Annotated in this window: 13 protein-coding genes; all 13 read right to left on the bottom strand. The window is 39.6% G+C overall.

The window, feature by feature from the left end; all coding sequences use genetic code 11:
- Positions 1-280: 280 nt before the first annotated feature.
- A complete protein-coding gene (locus B5D30_RS05095) occupies positions 281-388 on the bottom strand; it encodes a putative holin-like toxin (RefSeq protein ID WP_078806957.1) in 108 nt (35 codons plus the stop codon).
- A 377-nt stretch (positions 389-765) separates the two neighbouring features.
- Positions 766-1,422 carry an endonuclease III gene (nth, locus tag B5D30_RS05090; protein WP_078806956.1) on the bottom strand — a complete coding sequence of 219 codons (657 nt, stop codon included), beginning with the start codon at positions 1,420-1,422 and terminating at the stop codon, positions 766-768.
- Positions 1,423-2,064, bottom strand: a complete 642-nt coding sequence (locus B5D30_RS05085; protein ID WP_078806955.1) for a DnaD domain-containing protein — start codon at positions 2,062-2,064, stop codon at positions 1,423-1,425.
- A 13-nt stretch (positions 2,065-2,077) separates the two neighbouring features.
- Positions 2,078-2,899 carry a prolipoprotein diacylglyceryl transferase gene (gene lgt / locus B5D30_RS05080; RefSeq protein ID WP_078806954.1) on the bottom strand — a complete coding sequence of 274 codons (822 nt, stop codon included), beginning with the start codon at positions 2,897-2,899 and terminating at the stop codon, positions 2,078-2,080.
- A complete protein-coding gene (gene hprK, locus B5D30_RS05075; RefSeq protein ID WP_078806953.1) occupies positions 2,899-3,837 on the bottom strand; it encodes an HPr(Ser) kinase/phosphatase in 939 nt (312 codons plus the stop codon). The genes lgt and hprK overlap by 1 nt, the downstream gene beginning before the upstream one ends.
- A 261-nt stretch (positions 3,838-4,098) precedes the next feature.
- Positions 4,099-4,470: a phage holin family protein gene (locus tag B5D30_RS05070; RefSeq protein WP_078806952.1), complete on the bottom strand. Its 372-nt coding sequence runs from the start codon at positions 4,468-4,470 to the stop codon at positions 4,099-4,101.
- Positions 4,471-4,779 (bottom strand): PspC domain-containing protein, encoded by a 309-nt coding sequence (locus B5D30_RS05065; protein WP_078806951.1) that lies wholly within the window; start codon positions 4,777-4,779, stop codon positions 4,471-4,473.
- A gap of 59 nt (positions 4,780-4,838) precedes the next feature.
- Positions 4,839-6,059 (bottom strand): daptomycin-sensing surface protein LiaX, encoded by a 1,221-nt coding sequence (liaX, locus tag B5D30_RS05060; protein ID WP_078806950.1) that lies wholly within the window; start codon positions 6,057-6,059, stop codon positions 4,839-4,841.
- 176 nt (positions 6,060-6,235) lie between these two features.
- Positions 6,236-8,083, bottom strand: a complete 1,848-nt coding sequence (gene typA, locus B5D30_RS05055) for a translational GTPase TypA (RefSeq protein ID WP_078806949.1) — start codon at positions 8,081-8,083, stop codon at positions 6,236-6,238.
- A gap of 220 nt (positions 8,084-8,303) precedes the next feature.
- Complete coding sequence (locus B5D30_RS05050; RefSeq protein ID WP_078806948.1) at positions 8,304-9,308, bottom strand: DEAD/DEAH box helicase; 1,005 nt, start codon at positions 9,306-9,308, stop codon at positions 8,304-8,306.
- A complete protein-coding gene (locus tag B5D30_RS05045; RefSeq protein ID WP_078806947.1) occupies positions 9,290-10,861 on the bottom strand; it encodes an ATP-dependent nuclease in 1,572 nt (523 codons plus the stop codon). The genes B5D30_RS05050 and B5D30_RS05045 overlap by 19 nt, the downstream gene beginning before the upstream one ends.
- A 492-nt stretch (positions 10,862-11,353) precedes the next feature.
- Positions 11,354-11,479: a hypothetical protein gene (locus B5D30_RS14265; protein ID WP_268802098.1), complete on the bottom strand. Its 126-nt coding sequence runs from the start codon at positions 11,477-11,479 to the stop codon at positions 11,354-11,356.
- A gap of 19 nt (positions 11,480-11,498) precedes the next feature.
- A complete protein-coding gene (locus B5D30_RS05040; protein ID WP_078806946.1) occupies positions 11,499-22,622 on the bottom strand; it encodes a mucin-binding protein in 11,124 nt (3,707 codons plus the stop codon).
- Positions 22,623-22,754: the final 132 nt, after the last annotated feature.

Genomic DNA, 22,754 nt, shown 5'->3' with positions numbered 1-22,754 from the left:
AGTTTGCTTTTCCTTTCATTAGGATCTGAGTGCTTGAGAAATTTCCCATAGGCACCACCCCTTTCAGATTGTACTAAGCTACCGTCCTTTAATACTTTCGTTCCATGGTTCGATTTTAAAATAAAACAGACAGAAAATCAAGCGGTTTCATTGGGAAGTGCTTAATTTTTTTGAGATTCAGTATATAATAAAAGTAGGAACGACCGATTTAAAGAATCGGTAGCTTGTATTTGTCTAAAAAATAGACCGTTTACCAGCCAAAGTAAGACGGTCTATTTTTTTATTGCTTCTTATTGCGATCAATAAGAGCAACGACAAAGCTAAGCAACGCCACAACAAACGCTCCAAATGCGAGCATGAGTTGCAGAGCTTCAGCTGTTGTCATCATAGTAGGGTACCTCTAAAAACTCCGCTTAATACCAAATTAGCTAGTTTTTCGTTTTTCGAGAAAATCGACGAAGGCTATGTGGTTCATAGGCTGAGGAGATTGACGAAGAAAAACGGAAAACTAGCAATTTGGGATAAGTTTGAGTTTTTTTCTGTACCCGTTAGCTTTTCCTTTCGTTAGGATCTGAGTGCTTGAGAAATTTCCCATAGGCACCACCCCTTTCAGATTGTACTAAGCTACCGTCCTTTAATACTTTCGTTCCATGGTTCGATTTTAAAATAAAACAGACAGAAAATCAAGCGGTTTCATGGGGCGATAGTAAAAAAACAGATTGTTGCATATCAAAGTATGGCAATCTGTTTTTTTGGATTATTTTTTTATTTCTTCTCACTCATTCGTTTCTTTCCTTCTCCACAAAGTTCTATGAGCGTACATTCTGCACAATTTGGGGTACGAGCAAGACAATGATAGCGACCAAATAAAATCATTGTGTGATGTGCTTTCACCCATAGATTTTTTGGGATTTTTTTCATCAATGTTTCTTCAACTTCGACTACATTTGCGTTTTGCTTGGCAATTCTCAACCGTTTTGAAATGCGTTCAACGTGAGTGTCAACTGCGATACTTGGAATACCGTAAGCATCTCCTAGCACGACATTGGCTGTTTTCCTGCCTACACCTGCTAAGCGTTCCAGTTCTTCGTGTGTTTTTGGCACTTCACCGTTGAACTCCTCTACCAAATATTTGGCTGCAGCTTTGATGTTTTTTGCTTTGTTGCGGTAAAGACCTATCGTTTTGATTTTCTCCATAATGTCCTCAACATCAGCGGTGGCTAACTTTTCTGGTGTCGGGTACGCTTCAAAAAGTGCGGGGGTTACTTTATTAACTGCAACATCTGTTGTTTGGGCAGAAAGAGTGACTGCTACAAGTAATTCAAATGGATTGTTTGCGTACAGTTCACCTTTTGCGTCTGGGAACATTTCACTCATCAAATGAAGTGCCTGCATGGTTTTTTCTTTGGATAATAACGGCATTTATTTCCCTCCAAACTCACGCTGTGCCTCTAATTGTCTTTGCTTGAGCTTCCATTCTTTTTGGTCTTGTAAAACCATTTCCTTGCTTGTCAATCCTTTGGTTGACCAGTTTACTAAAATGCGTTCAATATAGCTCATATTTTTTGCATTGTGCAAAACGGCTTCTTTGAGTGCTAGTAAAATAACTTCTTGGTCAAATTTGTCGACTTCCACCCATTCTTGAATGGTTTCAAGCTCGAATGGGTTGAGCAATCTTGCAAAACTTTCCTCAAATTTTTCCTTGATTTCCTTCAAACCAAGCGTTTCTTTTTTGCTACTTTCGAGTAAAACGGATAATTTTTCGTATAACGGTGTGATGTCAAAACTTTCCATTTCCTCGCCGTTGGCTAGTTTTTTCTTAGATAATGTGAGCATTTTTTTTAGATAAAGACTATTCAAAATCGCACCCACCGCTTTATCATCTTTGCTCATTTTTTTGGCAATTTCACTCAAATCTGGCATGAAATTACCGTCTTGTTGCTCTCGTAAAAGGTAGAAAACAAACAAAATTTCATCACTTGTTAGCGTAAGTTTGTAGCCTTCATCGAATAACACATTTGAAATAGAAGTTGCTCCATATTGAAGATAGCTAGTTAAATTCATTTTTCAAATTTCCTCACTTTGTGTTTTTACATCCATAATAAGAAATCCCTTCTCTTTTTCCACGTACAATCAATAGGGCTATGGCTGTGATAAAGAGCAAAATGCTGAGTGCTTGTGAAACACGCACAACACCTAAAATCATCAAGCTATCCGTTCTCAATCCCTCAACGAGCATTCGCTCAAATGTGTACCAAATAATATACGCAAGAAATACTTGCCCTGTTTTGAAAAACTGTCGTTTTTGTCGAAGACGTTGTAAGATGAAAAAACCGATAAAACACCAAATAGATTCATACAAAAAAGTGGGTTGACGGTAAAAACCGTCTATATACATACCGTCTACAATCACGTTTGGCAGATGAAGAGTGCTAGTCAAAAATTCCTTAGAAACTGTCGGACCATATGCTTCTTGATTGAAAAAATTGCCCCAACGACCAATGGCTTGCCCTATCATTACACTTGGTGCAATAATATCCAGAAATGCCCATATGGAAAAATTATGTCGTTTGCTGAAAATATAAAGCACCAAAAGCCCAGTAATCAGTCCGCCATAAATCGCTAAACCACCATTCCAAAAAGCAAAAATCTCCTCTGGATGTGACGTATAATATGGAAGTTGGAACAAAACATAATAAATCCTTGCTCCAATAATCCCAAGTGGCATGGCGTAAATCATGAAATCAACCACAAGCTCACTATTCCACCCAAGACGTGCAGCCTCTTTGCTGGCAATTAATACACCAATTGTCATGCCTAGCACAACACAAATCGCATACCAATGAATTTCAAGTCCAAACAGACGAATGGCGATAGGGTCAATTTTTGCTAAAAACATCACACTTCCCCCGAATTTTCTTGTATTAAATTGCTCAAGCGTTCTTCAAATGCTTTTGTTGCATCATATCCCATACTTTTTGCACGATAATTCATCGCTGCCGCCTCAATAATAATGGACAAATTCCGTCCTGTTTTAACAGGAATACGGATTTGTGGCACATCAACATTGGCGATTTCAACAGTTTGCGTTCCACTTCCTAGGCGGTCAAATTTCTTATCTGGCGTGAACATTTCCAAATAAATCGCTAGTTGCACTTGCATAGAACCACGCACTGCACTTGCTCCGAAAAGATTCATCACATCAATAATGCCCACCCCACGAATTTCAAGCAAATGCTCTAAAATTTTTGGCGGCTCTCCGATAACAGTCAATTCATCTTTTTGATAAACGTCTACTCTGTCGTCTGCAATCAAACGATGACCACGCTTGATTAACTCAAGACCTGTTTCACTTTTTCCGATCCCAGAATCCCCTTGAATCAACACACCTAGACCATAAACGTCCATTAGCACACCGTGAACAGAAGTTCTTGCTGCTAATTTTTCATCAAGAAAACTTGAAATCCCACCTAATAATCTTGAAGTAGCAACTTTTGAACGTAAAAGTGCAATATCCATTTCTTGTGCAACTTGCAAAATTTCTGGTGCAAAGTCAAGCGAGCGTGAAATCACTATTGCTGGCGTGTCCTCGTGACAAATTTTACGCATGACTCCTAGTAATTCTTCTGGCAACATTTTTTCTGTGAAAGAAATCTCTTTCTTCCCTAATAACTGCACTCGGTCATGTGAATAATAGCTGAAATAGCCCGTCAATTCCAAGCCGGGACGTGAAATATCACTTGTTTCAATTTTTTTCTCAAGTGCCTCATCACTGCCTGAGAGTATCTCTAAATCCAATCCCTCAACAAGTTCTCTTACCTTTACAAATTCGCTCATAACTCGCTCCTTTTTTATCATTCAATTTCTTCTCTTATTTTAACAGAGTATGAATGTTTTCTCTACCATGATTGATTTTTCTTTTTCTCGTTTGTCATACGGAGACTCGTAAAAAGAAAAGCGAGAGGGGCGGTTTGAAGTTTGCAACAGTGAGCTATGTCGTTTATTTAATCGCAACGTTAGTTGCGATCGACATTGCGAACAGTTGCCAAACTTCAGCCCCTCGTAGATAGACAAAGAAAAAACCGCATTTTTTGCGGTTTATCTTATGTTTTCCAAATTTTTTCTACGCTCAAAATAATCATTTACAACAGAATATACAATTGTCAAGACAACTGCAAGCAAAAGACTAGAGCCGAAGTTTGAAAAGCCAAAGGAAGAATCTCCAATAATGAAACTTGTCAGTTGTAAGATAATCGCATTTATCACAAAGCTAAACAATCCGAAGGTTATCAGCAAAAGTGGTAAGCTGAAAATCGTCAAAATCGGCTTGACTAATGCGTTTAAGATTGATAGGACAAGAGCTGCTAAAACAGCAACGCCAAGCCCTGATAGGTGAAACATATTCGGAAAAAATTGGGCATAGCCAAGAAAAACAAGTGATGTCGTAATCAATCTTGTAAAAAATCCCATTTAAAAATCACTCCAGTCGTCATCCTTTGCTTTTGGTGCAGAATTGGTTACATCTTTTCTAGGGCGTTTCACGTTGTTCGCTTTGTAATAAGGATTGTCAAAGCCATAACTACTTCTCTTTTGAGGAGATTGCGGGATAATCGCTACAAGTGCAATATAGAGCAATATAGGAGACCCTATGCCACAAACCATTATGATTACATAGACAATCCTCAAAATTGTTGCATCAACTCCAAGATATTCTGCAATTCCTCCAAGTGTACCTGTTAGAACAATGTCATTACTTGATTTGGTTAATTTCTTTTTCATTTTCTTTCACTTCTCTCAGTTTAATTTAGTTATGTAAGAAAGGGTGTGTTTCCCCTTCCTTATTCTTCTGCATCTTTTAGGTAAATACTTCCTGTGGTTGTTCTTACATCAAATTTTACCACATTTTCGCCGTTTCGTTGTAATTGAACTGATTTTGCTTGTTCGTTAATTGTATGCACGTCTTCTAGTTTGCGGTAAATTCTTCCAAATACGGTGCTGGCTTTTCCGTCTAAGCCACTTCCTTTTGGAAATGCCGTTTTTATCGTGCCGTTAACGTTTGAGAGTGCTACTTTGGTCAATGTATCATTTTTCAAAGTCAAACGCATATCGCCATTGACAAGGGTAACTGCTACTGCATTCGTTGCTGCGGTAACACTCACGTCTCCATTGACCGTATTAATCAGTGTATCAAGCAAAATGGCATCTTTTACAAAAACATCACCATTTACGCCTTTTACTTCTACCATACTCGCTTTTTCTGGTGCGACAATGATTTTTCCATTGGTTGAATTGACATAAATATCACTTGCCTCGATATTGCCTATTTCTACGCTACCATTCAGCGTTTTGAGCGAAATGTGGTCGTACAAACGCTCTGGCAACTCCAATGTCAAATCTGCACGTATTCTCTTACTTGGAATGTTCAAGACGATTTTTTCATCTGAAACGGAGATGTCGCTGCGACTTAGGAAATTTTCAAGTGCATCCCCTTCGATTGAACCGTACATTTTAATATCTGCGTAAATGGCAAGCGTGTCATTTTCTCCTCGTTTTAGCACAATTGCACCATTTGTATTTTGAACATCAATAATCGTAGCTTTATTGTCTAGGTACTCAAATTTATGTGAAAAACTCGTTGTGGCTACTTTTGGCACTTTGACATTGATTTCTTTCCAGTCTACGTTCTCACGTAAAGTAGTTTTCACTGTTGTAAACGCATCTGCCAATACGCCACCGATATTTTTCGCATACGGTTTGATTTGCTCACCCGCATCTTTCAGTGTTTCTTTCGCTTGACCAAATGCTGACTGAAATTGCGTTTCCCAGTCATTTTCTTCGTTTTCTTTCGCTGTTTCTGATGACTCTTCTTGCGAGTCTGTTTTTTCCTCTTTTAATTCAGGAATGAGTTTCAAATCGGCTTGTGGTTCTTCTTTTGTCTCTAAAGGAATCACGTTACTTTTTTTCTCTTTATCTGCCAATTTTTCTAATAAGCCAATCCCTTCTTCTGTTGAGATAATTCCTTTTTTAACTAACTCTAAAATTCTATCTTTCTCGTTCATGGTAATAACCTCCGATAACTTGTTGTTGCTAGATTTTCTAGCGTGTTCTTTCCTATATACTGTATTATGCACCCTTTCCGATAAAAAATCTATGGTGCTAAAGTCTGATTTTTTGACCGACTAAAGAACTAAAAAACCTACAAATTACAAAAATTCGTAGGTTTTGATTTGTAAGATTAGCTTTCAGCGACTTTTTTCGCACGTTTTGCTGCTTTTTCACGTTCGCCTTTGTTTAAGATTTGTTTACGCAAGCGAATAGATTCTGGTGTTACTTCCAAATATTCATCGTCTGCCATAAATTCCAAACTTTCTTCAAGTGTAAGGATTTTTGGCGTTTTAATAACTGAAGTTTGGTCTTTTGTTGCACTACGCACGTTGGTCATTTGTTTTGCTTTGGTGATGTTCACCGTCAAATCGTTGTCACGTGAGTTTTCACCGACAATCATTCCCTCGTACACTTCAGTACCCGGGTTGACAAAGACTGTCCCACGTTCTTCGATTGACATGATAGAATATGTCGTTGCTTTTCCTGTATCAATTGACACTAACGCACCGTGGTGACGTCCACCGATATTTCCTTGAATCATTGGCATATATTGGTCAAATGTGTGGTTCATAATTCCATAGCCACGTGTCATTGACATAAAGTCTGTTGTGAAACCAATCAGCCCACGAGCTGGCACTAGGAAAATTAAACGCATTTGTCCGTTCCCTGTCGAAGTCATGTCTAACATTTCACCTTTACGTTCTGACAAGGCTTGGATAATGCTCCCTTGATATTCTTCTGGTGTGTCAATTTGCACACGTTCAAATGGTTCGCATTTTACTCCGTCAATCTCACGCTCGATAACTTCTGGACGTGATACTTGAAGTTCGTATCCTTCACGTCGCATTGTTTCAATCAATATAGACAAGTGCAATTCCCCACGACCAGAGACAGTCCAACGGTCTGGTGAGTCTGTTTCTTCTACACGCAAGGAAACGTCTGTTTGAAGTTCTGCCATTAGGCGTTCTTCTACTTTTCGTGCAGTAATCCATTTTCCTTCACGTCCTGCAAAAGGCGAGTTGTTGACAAGGAATGTCATTTGAAGCGTAGGCTCGTCAATGTGTAAGACTGGAAGTGGCTCAACAGCATCTGTTGGTGTCACTGTTTCACCGACAAAGATGTCTTCCATACCACTGACAGCAATCAAATCTCCTGCTTTTGCCTCTTGGATTTCTTGACGTTGAAGTCCGAAGAAACCAAACAATTTCGTTACACGGAAATTTTTTGTCGTGCCGTCTAGTTTAGAAAGTGTTACTTGGTCGCCTACTTTGATTGTCCCGCGGAATACACGTCCAATCCCGATACGTCCTACATAGTCGTTATAGTCCAATAGTGAAACTTGGAATTGCAATGGTTCCTCGCTGTTGTCAACTGGTGCTGGAATGTGTTCCAAGATTGACTCAAAAATCGGCTCCATTGTCGGCTGTTGGTCTGCTGGATTGTCAGATAATGAACTTGTTCCGTTAATGGCACTTGCGTAAACAACTGGGAACTCAAGTTGGTCGTCATCAGCTCCAAGCTCAATGAAAAGCTCTAATACTTCATCGACTACTTCTTCTGGACGAGCAGACGGTTTGTCAATTTTGTTCACTACGACAATTGGAATTAAGTCTTGTTCTAAGGCTTTTTTCAATACAAAACGAGTTTGTGGCATGGTGCCTTCGTATGCGTCAACAACCAAAACTACACCGTCAACCATTTTCATAATGCGTTCTACTTCGCCACCAAAGTCAGCGTGTCCTGGTGTATCCATGATATTGATACGTGTTCCTTTGTAAGAAACGGCAGTGTTTTTCGCCAAAATCGTAATCCCACGCTCTTTTTCAAGGGCATTAGAGTCCATTGCACGCTCTGCAAGCTGTGTATGGCTATCTAGTGTATCCGATTGTTTCAATAGTTCATCTACGAGTGTCGTTTTTCCGTGGTCAACGTGGGCGATAATCGCAACATTGCGAATGTCTTTTCTAAAATTTGTCACTTTGAATGTTCTCCTTGTAATCTAAGTGTTCACTACTTTTTTATGTAGCGTATCCGTATCTAGTATAAAATAAATTTTTTTACTTATAGTCTAGTCGTACTATTTTAGCACAGGTTTTCTGAAAATGAAATGGTTAAGGGTTATTTTTTGGGAAAGATTAGGGAATGGGGAGTATCCCAACTTCTTTATACACACTTTTCCTCTTTATTATTTAGCAGTTCTATTCCTTTTTATATTCATTAATTGATTCTTCAGAAATAAAATATAAATTTCCTTTCGTCCTCGTACATGCTACATAAAATTTATTTTTTGTCTGAGGGACAAGGTCAGAAAGGTGTTCTTTCTTAAAACAATCCAATGTCTTAGGATTTAAAATCACACAAACATCAGAAAATTCCCCTCCTTTGCTGTCTCCCCAGTTCTGACCATTACAATTATAATTATAAGATTTCTGATAAAACAATTTCTTTATTTTATCATCAGACATAATACAATCAATTTCTGTTTGATTATCTATGAATTTAACAGTTGATTGTATAGTATTTTCATCATGATGGAAAATTTGTATCTTCATTTTTTCTCTAACGAAATCACATATATTTGCTGGACATCTATATGATTCCATTAAACTTGTCTCATCTAATTCAAAAGACTCTAATTCTTTTAGCCATTTTGCTCTATCTTTATGAATACCAGAACCTTTATTTCCATCCCGTGAGGTTGAATACGTTTTTTGATAAAAATCACCAAGCAACCAAACTTTAGCGTTTAAATTTGATAAGCTTTTTATCCAATCAAAATCATAACTTTCAAAATCTTGAACTTCATCTATATAAACACAATCAAAAAAATAATCAATTCTTCCAAGGAAATCAATATCAGATTTGTTAATTAAAAAATTTGATAGACGAAAATGAATAACTCTCTGTTGATTAAAAAAATTCTTGTCAAAATTATTTTTAGGTTTATAATTAAAATCAATGCCTAAAAATCTCTGGTCATAATATGGGACAAGACAAAATTTATAAAGAAATTCAAAGAAACCAAAAATATATGTGCGTTCAGGTAGCTGGCCATATTTATTGATTACCCTTTTACGAATTTCCTCTTGATTAGTGGTTGTATAAGTTATTATAAGATTTCTTTTATCAATATCTAAATCATCAATAATAGTCTTAGTTTTCCCACTTCCTGCAACTGCGTGTATCAATCTTTTCTTATCCATTCAATTGCCTCCGAAATATAACTTGGAATATTAAAGTTACTATCTATTATATCTAGCATTCTTAAAGCAGACTCTGCTTTATTGTTCAACATATACTCAAGTTTACTGGTACTTCTTGTTAAATCAGATTGGTCAATCATACTATCATTTAAATTATACAAACAGACCTCAAAAGTATTATTTTGATTATCCTTATCGAAAAAAATACCAATATTCTTGTCAGAATTATAGTTATCATATTTGTCAACTATGTTTTTTTGATAATCACCATCATTATCTGTAATCACCGCCACTTTTTTACCAGTAAGTTTCTGGGCTACTCTTAAATATCTTTCAAAGCTAAGACCATCTACAGACAGAATATGAACTCCATCATCATTTGGGCTAACTCCTGTCTTTAATTCGTAAAACTTATTTACCAGTATATATTCAGCATTTCCTTCCACAAGGATAGACTTATTCCCAAGAATGAAATTTAGTATATGTTGATTTGTAGATCTTTGGAAAAATTTCACAGTTTCCAAATCTAACTCTTTCAAGCTGAGTCCAATACCATTATGAAGAAAAATACAATTAGCAATCTCTAGTCTAGATGCAATCATATTTGAATGCGTACTAATAAACGTCTGAATATCTTTCTCTTTTTCGATAGAGTCAAGCAATAAATGCATATTAGAAAAACTCAGATGATTTTCAGGTTCCTCAATTAAGATTACTTTCGTCTTATCATTTCTTCTAATATAAGAATTTTCTATACTCAGCAAGACTTTCTCTCCTTGCCCAAAATTTTTAATATCAACATCTGATTTTAGTGCAGTAATTTTTTCTCTGAATGATTGTTCTGAATAATTATCGATAGCAATTCGATAATCTTTTTCCTCCATCAATCTATCATTTATTATTTTATTAATAAATTCATCCGTTTGCTTTCTAAATTCATTATTGATTTTTGCTCGATTTTCTGGCAAGACACTATCATTATAAATTTCATCAATTCTTTTTCGTATCTCAAATTTAGTATCTATTGAACTAGTGTCTACAAGTGAAAAATTAAATTTAAACGGCTTATTATAACTATTGTAAAGCTCACCAGCAAAAGTACTAAATTCAACCTTATAAAACTCAAAAGGAAATATCTTTCTGTCACTATTTTTCAATGACTCAGTAATATCACTAATCAATTCATTATTTGGAAATATTCTCAGATTGATTCCAAACTTATTAGGTAGTTTCACAGAATTATGTTTTCCTTCAAGCCTAAAGTTATCCCTTATTTCAGGAATACTATCATCAAAATATAATTCTATGAGTAGTTCTGGCAAGTCTCCATTTCCATTCTTTAAAAACCGCTCAATTGTTTTTGAGTTGAAAAGGTTCATCAAACCGCTTTTTTCAATTTGAGCATAACTTCCACTCAGCACTAAACTAATCGCTTGAAGTAACGAGCTTTTCCCTGCTCCGTTTTCGCCAATAAAAATATTCCTATTAGGGTTGCAATCCACTTCAAAATCTGAAAACTGTTTATAATTCTTAATCACTATTTTCTTTATCATTATAATTCACCTCGTTTAATCTCTTTTATTTTTTTGTTCAGTAGACATTTCCCTTAAAACGTTTTCTCTGAATTATAAGTATATGGGCACCTCTAAAAACTCACATTTACCCAAAATTGCTAGTTTTCCAATTTTATTCGTCAATCTCCTCAACCTTGTTCAAACTCCTTAACGCACTTCTTCGCTTTTCTATAAACCACATAGCTTTCGTCAATTTCGAAAAACTATCTAATTTTGGATTAAACGGAGTTTTTAGAGGTACCCATATCATAATTTCACTTCTATCAAAAATATACTCTACACACAAAAAATAAGTTCTTTCACATAATGTGCATCTAGTCCTCTCAAAAAAGATAACAAGAGAACCCACCAAAGCAAGTTCTCTCATTCCTTTTGTCTAGCTGTGAGGGGCAGGAGTTTAGTCGCTGTTCGCAATGCCACCTGAAACTCTGCTTCAGGCAAGTAAATGGCATGGCTCACTACGACAAACTCCTAAACGCCCCTCGTAGCTTTTCTTTGTCTAGCTACAAGGGGCTGAAGTCTGGCAACTGTTCGCAACAGCACTGGAAACTGCGTTTCCAGCAAGTAAATGCTGTGGCTCACTGCCACAGACTTCAAAACGCCCCTCTCGCTTTTCTTATTCCTCTGGTTTGTCTTTCCGTTTTTTCAATCCGAGGATTCCTGCGATTGAAATTGTGGAGAGAATGGCTCCGATAACGCCGAGATTTTCGATTTTTTCACCGAGGTTGGCAAGTTTTTTCTTGCTGGCAACAGATGAATCGTTCTGGTCGGTAGAATTGCTTGAAGCATTTGTGCTATTGTTGCTTGAGTTATTTGAATAGCTTTGACTACCGTCAGCGTTTGTGTTGCCGTTATTTCCATTGGTGCTACTGGTGGTGTTCCCAGTGTCGTCACTATTTCCTGTACCGTTATCTCCGTTCGAGTTGTCGCCACTGTTACCCGTATTTCCACTATTCCCTGTATCGTCTCCGGTATTGCCAGCATTTCCACTATTACCCGTGTTACTATCTCCCGGATCGGTCGTGGAAGTTTTCGTGTAAACAATAGTAAATTGCTGTGGCGAACTGTCTACTCCATTGGTTAAATCGTTGTGGTCAAACACGTTGTTTTCTTTCTCTGCTGCGGATAACGTGCTGTACTCTTTGCCATTTGGTGCAACAACTTTATAGGTGTAACCTGTTTGTTTGAGCTGTTCATCTGTTGTGCTTAGCGAGAAGATGCTGTCGCTGTCACCCTCTAGCGTTTCGAGCGTTTTATCACCATTTGGTGCGTTTTTCGTTACCACATAAACCGTCTGTTTCACCGCCGTATAGCGAACGATAAAGTCTTGTGGCATATCGTCTACACCATTGTTCAACACACTGTCGTCATAATTTGGATTGGCTTGTAAAGCCTCGGACAACGTGCTGTAATCTTTGCCGTCTGGTGCCGTCACTGTATAAGTGTAACCTGATTTGTGCAAGTCGTTGTCCGTTGTCGCAAATTGAATGTTTGCACCTGTGCTACCTGTGACAATTTCTTTCGTTTGTCCGTCAACAATCAAATTCGCAATTTGCTCACTTGCCGTGTAAGTGACAGTAAAGTCTTGCGGGATAGTGTCTTGACCATTTACTAAATCGTTGTGGTCATAATTCGGGTTTGCCTGTAAAGCTGTCGACAAACTCGGATACGTTTTGCCGTCTGGGGCTGTGACGTGATAAATGTAGCCTGCGATTGCCAACTCTTTATCCGTCGTCGCAAAATGAATTGCCGTATCACTTTCACCCTCCACCGTTTCCTTGATTTGTCCGTTTACAATCAAGTTTGCCGTCTGTTTCACCGCTGTGTACGTCACCTCGAAGTTTTGCGGTGCGTTATCTTGTCCGTTCGTCAAATCGTTATTGTCGTACTTAGGATTGGCTTGGAGGGCTTCGGATAGTGTGGCATACACTTGATTATCTGGAGCTTTCACTTTGTAGGTGTAGCCTGTTTTTTCCAAGTCTTTATCCGTTGTTTTAAAACGAATCGCTGAATTACTGTCGCCTGTCGTTGTTTCTTTCGTTTGTCCGTCAACGAGTAAGTTGGCGGTTTGTTTCACTGCGGTGTACGTGACAATAAAGTTTTGTGGCGAGCTATCTACTCCGTTCGTCAAATCGTTGTGGTCGTAGTCAGGGTTCGCTTTTAAGGCGGCTGATAATGTTGCGTAATCTTTGCCGTCTGGAGCTTGGACTTGGTACGTGTAGCCTGTGCGTTTCAAATCGTTGTCCGTTTTGGTTAGCGTGATTTTTGTGTCGCTGTCGCCTGTTACGCTCTCAATTGTTTTGTCGCCTGTTGGGTCGTCTTTTGTTATCAAATTGACTGTTTGTTCAAGAGCTGTGTAGCTTACGACAAATTTTTGCGGGTTCGTATCAATTCCTGCGTTTGCTCCGCTCGTTGCAATAGCGGTGTGGTCATATAAGGAATAATTATCTACCGCTTCTTTGAGGCTGGTATATTCTTTGCCGTCTGGTGTTGTGACTTTGTAAGCATAGCCTGTGCGTTTCAAATTCGTATCATCTGCACCGAATGAAATGTTGCTGTCGCTTGCTCCTTGCGTAGTTTCAAGTATTTTTGCTCCTTTTGGATCTGTGGTGTCTGTTTCCAAAATAGCCGTTTGCAATTGTGCAATGTATTTGACTTTAAACCCTTGTGCTGTACTTGGGTCGTTGTCAAAGACGTGTACAGCATTTGCTGCTGCTTGCAATGTTGAATATTCGTTGCCGTCTGGAGCTTCTACGACATAGGTGTAGCCCGCTCTTGCTAAGTTTGGCAAACCTGACGATGTCGTCTGTGCTTGAGTGTCTACGACATTTAGATTGTAAAAACCACTTACGTTTGGCACTTGTGAAAGTGTCATATCACTTTGGTAAGCTGGTGAACTTGACGGAATTGGATTTCCATTTTCGTCCACTCCTGTCACACCACTTACCGCTTGATATACCTTGTTTCCTGCTGGGTCGTTGGTTGTTTCTACGATCATGCTTTCTGCCATTGGAGTGTAGCTTGCCGTAAATACTTGTGGCGAATCGTCTCCTTGATAAGCTGTCGGATTGCTCGGGTCAATCGTTGGGTTATTTGGCGTTACACTGCGTGCAAATCTTTTGACTGGCGGAATGGTTGTCGTAATCGCATTGAGATTACTTGGTGTGCCGTCATAATTTGCATTTGCTGCAATTGCCGCTTGGAAACTGTCATACCAAGTACCGTCTGGACCGTAAACTTTATACGTGAAACCTTTACGTGCGAGTAAAGTATCTGTACCAGTTGCAAAACTGAGTTGACCAAATGAATAGCCTCCTGTTGTGCTTGCAATGACTTGCTTGCCACTTGGGTCAGTCTCATCTGTTTGTAAAATCGCCACTTGCTCCAGTGGGGCATAGTAGAGTGTAACCGTCTGATTTACACCGTCTTTTGTATCAAAGTTGGTCGTGCTCGTTTGTTGGCTGTTATTAATTAACTTATACCCAGAATACGCACTTTGCAATTTAGAATAATCAATTACACTATTAGAATCTCCTGAAAGTGTCGCAGGGTTTGCTAGGTTGCTCCAAGTTGCTCCTCCGTCACGGCTGACTTTAAAATTCACCACTACTTGCTGTTGGTTGGCTTGGTAAACAAGCTGAACCGTTTGGTCAACGCTTGGGTCTGTGTCGTAGTTTGGCGTTTGATTTCGTCCGTCCGTAACAAGCGTATAACCCGCAACAGTTGTACTTATCGAAGAGTAGTCAATCAAGCCATTACTTACACCTGTCAAAGTTTGCGTTGTCGTGTTTGGTATGACAATGCCATTTTTATCAACAAATTCCACGTTTACTTTTTGAGCGACTGGTTTGTAAATCATATAGACCACTTGGTCGATGTTGTCATTTGCGTCATAGTTCGTGGTAGTCGTCATACCGTCCGTGTCAATCGTGTAGCCTGTGTAATTTTTGGTAATGCTTGAGTAGTCAATCGTTTGGTTGGTCGCACCTGTTAGGGTTACATCACTTATTGCAACACCTGTATTGTCTACAATTGCATTCCCATTTTCATCAACAAACTTCACCACTACTTTTTGCGGATTGGCATCATAAACGTAGTGGATATTGGTTTCGCTTGATACCGTTCCATTTGGTGTAAATGGTGCAACAACACTGTTTGCAGCAGCGGTTGTTGTCGCCACACTTGTGCCGTTGACCAACATTTCTTTAAAGGTATAACCATTAATCCCCACTGCCCCACTTGCCTGAATAGGTGCGTCCGTTTGCCCTTTGACTTCACCTGTAATTGTACCTGTTGGTACATAAGCATCTAAATCTGTACCTGTTGCAGTCGTACCATAGTCAACCGTTGCTTTGGTTACATTTGCTTGATAGTAGAAATAAATGTCTGGTGTCACAAGTTGACCATTGATAACCGTCCAAACCACAGGCTGACTATTGGTTGCATCAAGCCCTGTTTTGACAAGTTGATACCCTACTGGTTCTGCTAAAGCAGGGGTATTGGTTGCTGCTTGGTTGCTTATTCCCGGCAAATCAAGTTCTGGATACGCATCTTGACCGTCTTTTCCACCACCAGAGTACAAGTAATGTACTTTGACTGTTTGTGGGTCTGCCTTGTACACATACTTCACATTGTCCGCCATACTAGCTCCTGCACCGCTGAAAATCAAATCTGCTGTTGTCGCAGGATTTTCCGTGGTTTTGCTTGAGGCGTTATAAAATTCAATGTGGTCGAATGTGTATCCCGGTATTGTTACTTCGCCACTTGTTTGAATGGCTTGGTCGGTTGTACCACTTGCGGTTAGTGAAACTGGCACAGTTGCCATTTTTTGTAATGGATTGCCCTTGTCATCTACATAAGAAATGGTTGCCACATTGTTTTGGTTTGCCGTATACGTTACGGTTATTTTTGGTGTAACCAATGTCCCGTCTGACTTAATGGCAAAACTTGGGGTTACACTTGTTACATTTGGTGTGTAGCCGTTAATTGTTGGGACGTTTATTACATCTCCAGTAGCATTTGACACTTTCGTCTGCGTTTCACTTGACGCTGCCACTTGCCCTGCTTTACTTGAGGCACTATTAGGGTCATAGATATAATCTACTTCCACTGTCTGTGCATTTGGTGTGTAATTAATGTTTAATACATCTGCTCCTGCCACGTAAGGCATAGGGTTTGGCGGTGTTGCTGTGTTTGTTGCACCATTATAGGTGTAATTCACATAGCTATACCCCGGTATATGAATTGCTCCGCTATTTGTAAACGTACTTCCTGTTTCTACTTGTTGCGTAAGAATTGGGTTCGTTGTGATTAATTTCATCAAGTCAAACCCGTCTTGTGCGAGATACTGGATATTTACGGTATTCGTTTGTGGCGAAATGTAGTAGACGTAATCTGTTTTCTTCAGATTGCCGTTTTGGTCAACTGTCCAATCAATTTTTTGCGTTGCTGGGCTTACTTGCCAGCCGTTTTCAACAGCACTTGGAAGAGGTGCAGGAGTTGGAATACTGTCACTGTACGACACCACTTGTTGAACACCGAGACCGTCTACTTGTCTACCATTGTCCGAAGCAGTCAACGCAACACCGTTATAAGTACCTGTGTAATTTGCAGGCAATTGGTAAACATAATGCACATTCACCACTTGTTGTTTTGGCACATAAATCACTTCTAGCACGTCATCAGCATTGTCTGGTGCAGTAAATGTTGCTGTACTAATATCTTGAGGGGTGCCGTTTACGGTTTGTGCGTAGATGTCATATCCTGCAATAGTTGGTGCAACGACTCCAATCGTTTGGTCGGTTACTCCGACTGCAGTCGTTGGTGCACCTCCTGTTTGTGCAGAAGTTGCATCAACTAAGTTGTTCATATCTGGAACACCGTTACTATCAAACGTTGGTACTTTGTAAGAAATCTTCGCATTTTGACTATTTGCCGTGTAGACGACATTTATCTCAGGTGTGATCAAATCTCCGTTGCTGTCGATGTGATAATCTGGTGTTACAGTTGTTTCGCTTGCAGTATATCCTTCAATCGTTGGCACCGTAACGACTGTTCCTGTTGTGTTGGTATCACCTTGAGCTTGTGTTACGACACTTTGACTACCAAAATCGCCACTTGGAATTACACCATTTTTCGGTGAATTATCAGAGTCGCTATACAGGTAGTTGATGTTGACTACTTGCTGTGTTGCTTTGTAGATAAACTGAATGGTGTCAGCCCCTGCTGTATAGACTGCTTTATCCAAGTCTGTTGTTCCTGTAAATTTGACTCCATTATACTCATATCCTGTCAGTGTATAACCAGAAATACTTGGTGCATTGCTTAAAATCACTCCGTCCGTATAACCATTCGTACTCGTTGGGTTGTTGCCAATATAAGCAACAAGAGAGTTGCCATTATCATCTACATAATCAATCGTTGCCGTGTCAGGACTTGCCGTGTACGTTACGGTAATCGTAGGCTCTGTTGGGTTTCCTTGGTCATCTACGGTAAATTTCGGTGTCACACTCGTTACGTTTGGCGTATAGCCACTAATCGTTGGCACAGTGATTGGTGTAGAAATATTGGTCGCAGTATTATTTATATCTGTCGTGTACGTTGTACCGTTTGTTACACCTGTTGCTTTCGTTGGAACACTTTGTGAGCCAAAGTCACCTATTGGCACCGTGGTGTTTTTCGGTTGACCATAGACGTATTCGATATTTACCGTCAATGGATTGGCTGTATAACTTACCGTAAAGAGCTGTGGCGAGCTATCTGTCGTATTGTTTCCATTATCTGTATTGTCATACACACCGTCAGCTAAAAGAGCTGCCGACAAGGTTGGATAACTCGTGCCATTCGGGCTTTTCACTGTATAAGAATACCCAGCACGCACAAGATCGCTATCTGTTTTCAAGAATGAAATCCCTTGTCCTGTCAAACCTGTTTTCGTATCAACAGTTTTCGCTCCTGTTGGGTCGCTACTATCCGTTTTCAAAATGGCTGTTTGACTGCTTGCCGTATAGCTTACCGTAAAGACTTGCGGATTGCTATCTGTTTGACCTGCTGGCACGTTGTCATTATTGTATTTTGCATTTGCCGCTAGAGCTTGTGCAAGCGTTGGATAGTTGCTTGATATGACATCGCCATTACTATTTTGATAACTCACCGTGACATTGTAGTTATACCCTTGGCGAATGAAGTCTGCATCACTATTCGCAAATGAAATATCACTTCCTGTTGCACCACTTGCTGTTTGGTAAAGTTTTCCGCCACTATTTGCAGGGTCTGTGCTATCTGTTTTCAAAATCGCTTGTTGCGTTTGTGGGGTATAAGTGACTTTATAAACTTGTGGACTAATATCTCCTGCTCCATTGTTCAAAATTGGGCTAGTCGCATTGTTATTGTTTGTGTCATCATATACTCCTGTAATGCTTGTCACTACATTTCCATTTGGATCTGTAATCGTATAATCATAGCCACTTCTTGCATATTTGCTCGTGTCTACCGTATAATTTTCTCCTGTTCGTCCGTCTTGGAAGAAAGTACTACTACTGTTTGGATCGTTGACAAATTGCACTTGGACACTTTGAATATCACGTGCGAGATAAATCGCATACTCTACTACTCCCGGAGTAAAGGTCAAACGTTTGGCACTGTCGCCTCCGTTTAAATTGTCATTGTCTCCTGTCAAAGCACTGAGAGAGGCTTTCATTGGGTCAAGTGTCCAACCATTTGGCACAGAGATATTGCTAGTTGTCACGGCAAATGACTGAATCTCACCGACTGCTCCAGAAAATGTTTGAGCAGGCATATTGGCTACCGTATTGGTGGTAAAGGTGTAATTGCCACTATTGTCATACGTCGCCTCATAATAATGAATAACGTGCGTAGCATTTTCTGGTGTGTAAGTAATGGTATAAGTAATATTCGTACCGTCACTTGTAAACGAACTTGGCAGATTGCTACTGGTGTAACTATTGCCGTTGCTATCAGTAATCGTCCATGTATAACCATTCACATTCGGCACATTCAACGAATACGTGCCATTTGTTTGCGTTTGAATCTCTAGGCTATTTGGCAAACTTGGTGCGGTGAACGCTGTCGTGTCAACAGATGAACTTGCGAGTACGTTGGTTGTTGCGTTTGTAGCATAGTTATAATTCACCAAAACAGAGGCACTTCTTGCCGTGTAGGTAATCGTGTAATTTTGCGGTGTGGCATCTGTTGTGTTGACACCGTTATTTGTATTGTCATAAGTAATCGTAAATTGATTATTGTTAAGACTTACTTCGTTGTTGTTTGTATCTGTTACTTTTGCGATATAGCCGTTAATTTGCGGTACGCTGACTACTTGCGTGCCACCTGTAACGCCTGTGTAAGAACTACCATTCATGCCGTCAAGCGTATTTTGACCGTTGGTGACCCCTTTTCCACTTGGTGCTCCTGTCACCGTGATATTCGCCTGTTGAATATCTTTTGTGTACTGGTAAACAATCGATGCAGAATATTCTCCTGTGGCAGTATTGGTCATATCATCCCACGTCCAATTTTTCTGATAAGGAGGGGTCATATCTTGCGTTGTACCGTCTGGTTTGTTACTCCAATAAGCTGAGACTACGTGATAACCATTTGGAAGAATGGCGATTCCTTGCAACTTCGTCGTTTGGTCTGCCGAAGTCAACCCAGCAAATGTGTAGAAATTATATTGTTCATATTCTGTTTGACTAATAAACTTCGTCATTGCTCCAATCGCATTTCCACTACTGTCAACCTGTTGCGTATAATAATTTACCGTAGCTTGCCAAGGTGTGTATGTTACATCTATCACAACATCACTTGAGTCAAAACTTCCACTTGATACACTTGTCATAGCTTGAGGGGTACTGCCGTTGACCGATACATAAGAGGTGTAGCCGTTGATTTGGTTAATCGCAACTGCATCATACGTGCCGTCTGTCGTGTAAGGCACATTTGTACTTGACTGTGTGAACGTATCCGTTGTCGTACTTGAGTTATAGTGATAATTCACCGTCACTTTTCTCGCATTTGCAGTGTAATTCACGACTACATTTTGCGGTGCGTTGTCAATTTGGCTTGTCCCGTTGCTTGTATTGTCTGCGGTAATACCTTTAATCACATTGTCTGTTTGCTTAGAGCCGTCTGGGTAAGTAATTGTTGCAGTATAACCTGCAATTACTGGAATATTTATATCACTAAACGTATTCCCTGTGGTCCCTACTTGCATTTTTTGCTCGTTTATTAGGCTACTTGACAAGTCATGCCCTGCTGGGAAATTATAACGCACATTCAATTGCTGAATGTCAGGGTCTACTTGTATAACATAATTTTGCGGAGAGCTATCTGTTTGCGTTCGCAAATTGTTTGTGCTGTCAAATACGCCAGAAATTGAGCCAAATGGAACGGTCATAGCATTGTTGTTTGCATCCGTTGCACCAATCATATGGTAGCCACTAGCTATGACATTGGATAAGTCAAAGAGAAAATTATCCCCCGTCACACCTGTCTGGGTCAACGTTTTACTTGGTACTGCGTTATTTTTATAGTTAAGTGTTACATTTGCCTCTTGGAAATCTTTTGCCACTTCAAAAAGAATTTCCCCTTGGTAATTTGTGTCTACATCATTCACCGTTAAAGCATTCGTTGGAAGAGAGGTTTTTGTTGTGCCGCCGTCTTTTGTCCAATAGACATTTCCTGTTAAATGATAACCGTTTGGAAGAATGTTTTGACTTTGGAAAGTTGAAGTCACGCTGTCAGGATTTGTCCCGATATTTCCTGCCAAAGCCGAAGTCAAACTTTGCCCAATGGTTAACTGAGCAGGTGTGAGTGTGTCGTTCGTTGCAAGTTCACTTGTTTTACTTGTGTCAACTGACCCGTCTGGGTTGATTATTCCGTAGCTTACAGTTACATTTTTCGCTGTATAATTGACAACAAAATTTTGTGGGGTACTGTCTGTATTGTACGTTGCCACTCCATTTGTATCATAAGTGCTAAATGTCGTTGTGTCATCATATGGATTAGCAGATAAAGCCTGTGACAATGTGCTGTAAACTTGCCCGTCAGGAGCTGTAACAGTATAAGTATAGCCTGCTTGTGCCAAATCACTATCAGTGGTCGCAAATTCAATCTCATCTCCTGTAAACCCTAGAAGATTTTGGTCGCCACTTGGAATGGTGACAGGAGTAGGTGCTCCATTCGTTGTCGTTGTTGGTGTCGTCAAGGTCGCTTTTTGTTGGTCGCCTTGATACGTCAAAGTCATTGTGTTTCCAACAAGAACAGTGCCATTTGCATTGATTGTATCACTCGTCACTTCAACAGGTGTCGCTTTTGCCAAGTGATACCCTTGAAATGCTGGTGCTTGGTAATCCACATCACGAGTCGCTGTCGTTACACCATTTTCATCAAAACCTGCAATCCCGATTTTGTCTCCTGTATTGGCGATGAAATCTGTCGACTTGCGAAGTTCAATATCGTTTTGATTGAGGTATTCAACTTCCGTTTTTCCTGTACCAAGTGTTAAATTAAAAGTATTAAGCGTTGCTCCTTTTTGCGTATATGCGTCCCCGTCACTTGCCATGACCCCAACAGAGAGTGAGGTCGTGCCTAGATTTAGATTTTGGTAACTATACGTTTTGCCATTCATCTGAATGGATAAAGTATTCGTGCTGGCAGTCCAAGTAGCAACTGCATTTGCGACAAGCTGTGGCTGGTTATAATCGTTTTGCAACCAGTTATTATGATTATCCGTTGCCCCCACATTCCCATTGATAGAAGTAATCAATTCCCCTGCTGTAACCGTTGTTCCTGACGGGAAGTTGTTGAAGGCGAGTAAATTGCCGTTTGCATCTGTTTGACGAAAACCAAGGTATTGATTTCCGTCAGCTTTGCTTAGTAAACCGCCGGAAGGCTTGGCAATGCTTGGGTCACCATTGTACCCACTTGGCATTTTAGAATCCCCGTTATTATTATAAAAATCCAAACCGAACGAAAGCGTGTTCGCATTGCCTAAAAGTCCTAAACTACCACCGCCATAATTTTTGACGCTCGCACTCCCAAGAGAACCTAATTGAGAAGGAGAGGCAGGAGAGAGAACTAAACCGATAAAATCACCTTGAATATAAGTACCATTACCAACCCCAGTCGTACCATGGTTTAACCCTGTCAAATCAAAGTCAAAATTCATTGACCAATCTTTTGTCATATCCACTTGCTTATTGAATGCTACCGCTCCCGAGTGATTTGCTCTATTAGTCGGGGTATTAGTCACCATATAAGACGGTGTTAAAATTGCAGCCGTGTTCGTAGAGTTGTAGAGTTGTTGAAAATATTGTGCATTGGCATTATGATCTGTACCGACATTATCCCCAGATAAAGTAAATTGCGATTGAAAATCTACATTTTTATAGCTTTTTACATGACCTACATTCGTTCCATTTGAGTCATCTGCATCTGTAACATTTTCAATACTTGTCAAACTCGTAAGTAACGGCATCATTCCTAACGCATTCGTTTTTGGTTTGGCATAATTCTTGAGCGGGTCGGTAAATAAGGAGGTGCCATTTGTGACATTCTCCACATCATTATCCTCGGCATTCGCCATTTTCACAATAAACGTCATGCTCGGCACAACTGTCCCAAAAATTAATCCCGTTACAACCCAACGCTTTTTGACCTTTTTTAAAACAAAGCGTTTTTTGTATTCTGGTTCTGTTCTTTTGATTTTTGTACGATTCATTCCATTCACCTCTACTTCAAACTTACAGGCATTTCTAAACACCTTTCAATAAATGATGTTTTTAAAGAAAAAAACCTTTCTCTATTTCCCTAGAAAAAACGAGTTGAAACCGCTGTAAAAATTGAATTTAAA

The organism is Pilibacter termitis (assembly GCF_900167335.1).
GTDB lineage: Bacteria > Bacillota > Bacilli > Lactobacillales > Streptococcaceae > Pilibacter > Pilibacter termitis.
Note: the sequence above shows the minus strand (reverse complement) of the source record. Positions and strands in the feature narration are given on the sequence as shown.

Coding starts and splice junctions, on each gene's coding strand:
- B5D30_RS05040 (WP_078806946.1), bottom strand. CDS start 22,622: ATGAATCGTACAAAAATCAAAAGAACAGAACCAGAATACAAAAAACGC.
- B5D30_RS05050 (WP_078806948.1), bottom strand. CDS start 9,308: ATGGATAAGAAAAGATTGATACACGCAGTTGCAGGAAGTGGGAAAACT.
- nth (WP_078806956.1), bottom strand. CDS start 1,422: ATGCCGTTATTATCCAAAGAAAAAACCATGCAGGCACTTCATTTGATG.
- B5D30_RS05070 (WP_078806952.1), bottom strand. CDS start 4,470: ATGGGATTTTTTACAAGATTGATTACGACATCACTTGTTTTTCTTGGC.
- B5D30_RS05095 (WP_078806957.1), bottom strand. CDS start 388: ATGATGACAACAGCTGAAGCTCTGCAACTCATGCTCGCATTTGGAGCG.
- B5D30_RS05045 (WP_078806947.1), bottom strand. CDS start 10,861: ATGATAAAGAAAATAGTGATTAAGAATTATAAACAGTTTTCAGATTTT.
- liaX (WP_078806950.1), bottom strand. CDS start 6,059: ATGAACGAGAAAGATAGAATTTTAGAGTTAGTTAAAAAAGGAATTATC.
- lgt (WP_078806954.1), bottom strand. CDS start 2,899: ATGTTTTTAGCAAAAATTGACCCTATCGCCATTCGTCTGTTTGGACTT.
- hprK (WP_078806953.1), bottom strand. CDS start 3,837: ATGAGCGAATTTGTAAAGGTAAGAGAACTTGTTGAGGGATTGGATTTA.
- B5D30_RS05085 (WP_078806955.1), bottom strand. CDS start 2,064: ATGAATTTAACTAGCTATCTTCAATATGGAGCAACTTCTATTTCAAAT.
- B5D30_RS05065 (WP_078806951.1), bottom strand. CDS start 4,779: ATGAAAAAGAAATTAACCAAATCAAGTAATGACATTGTTCTAACAGGT.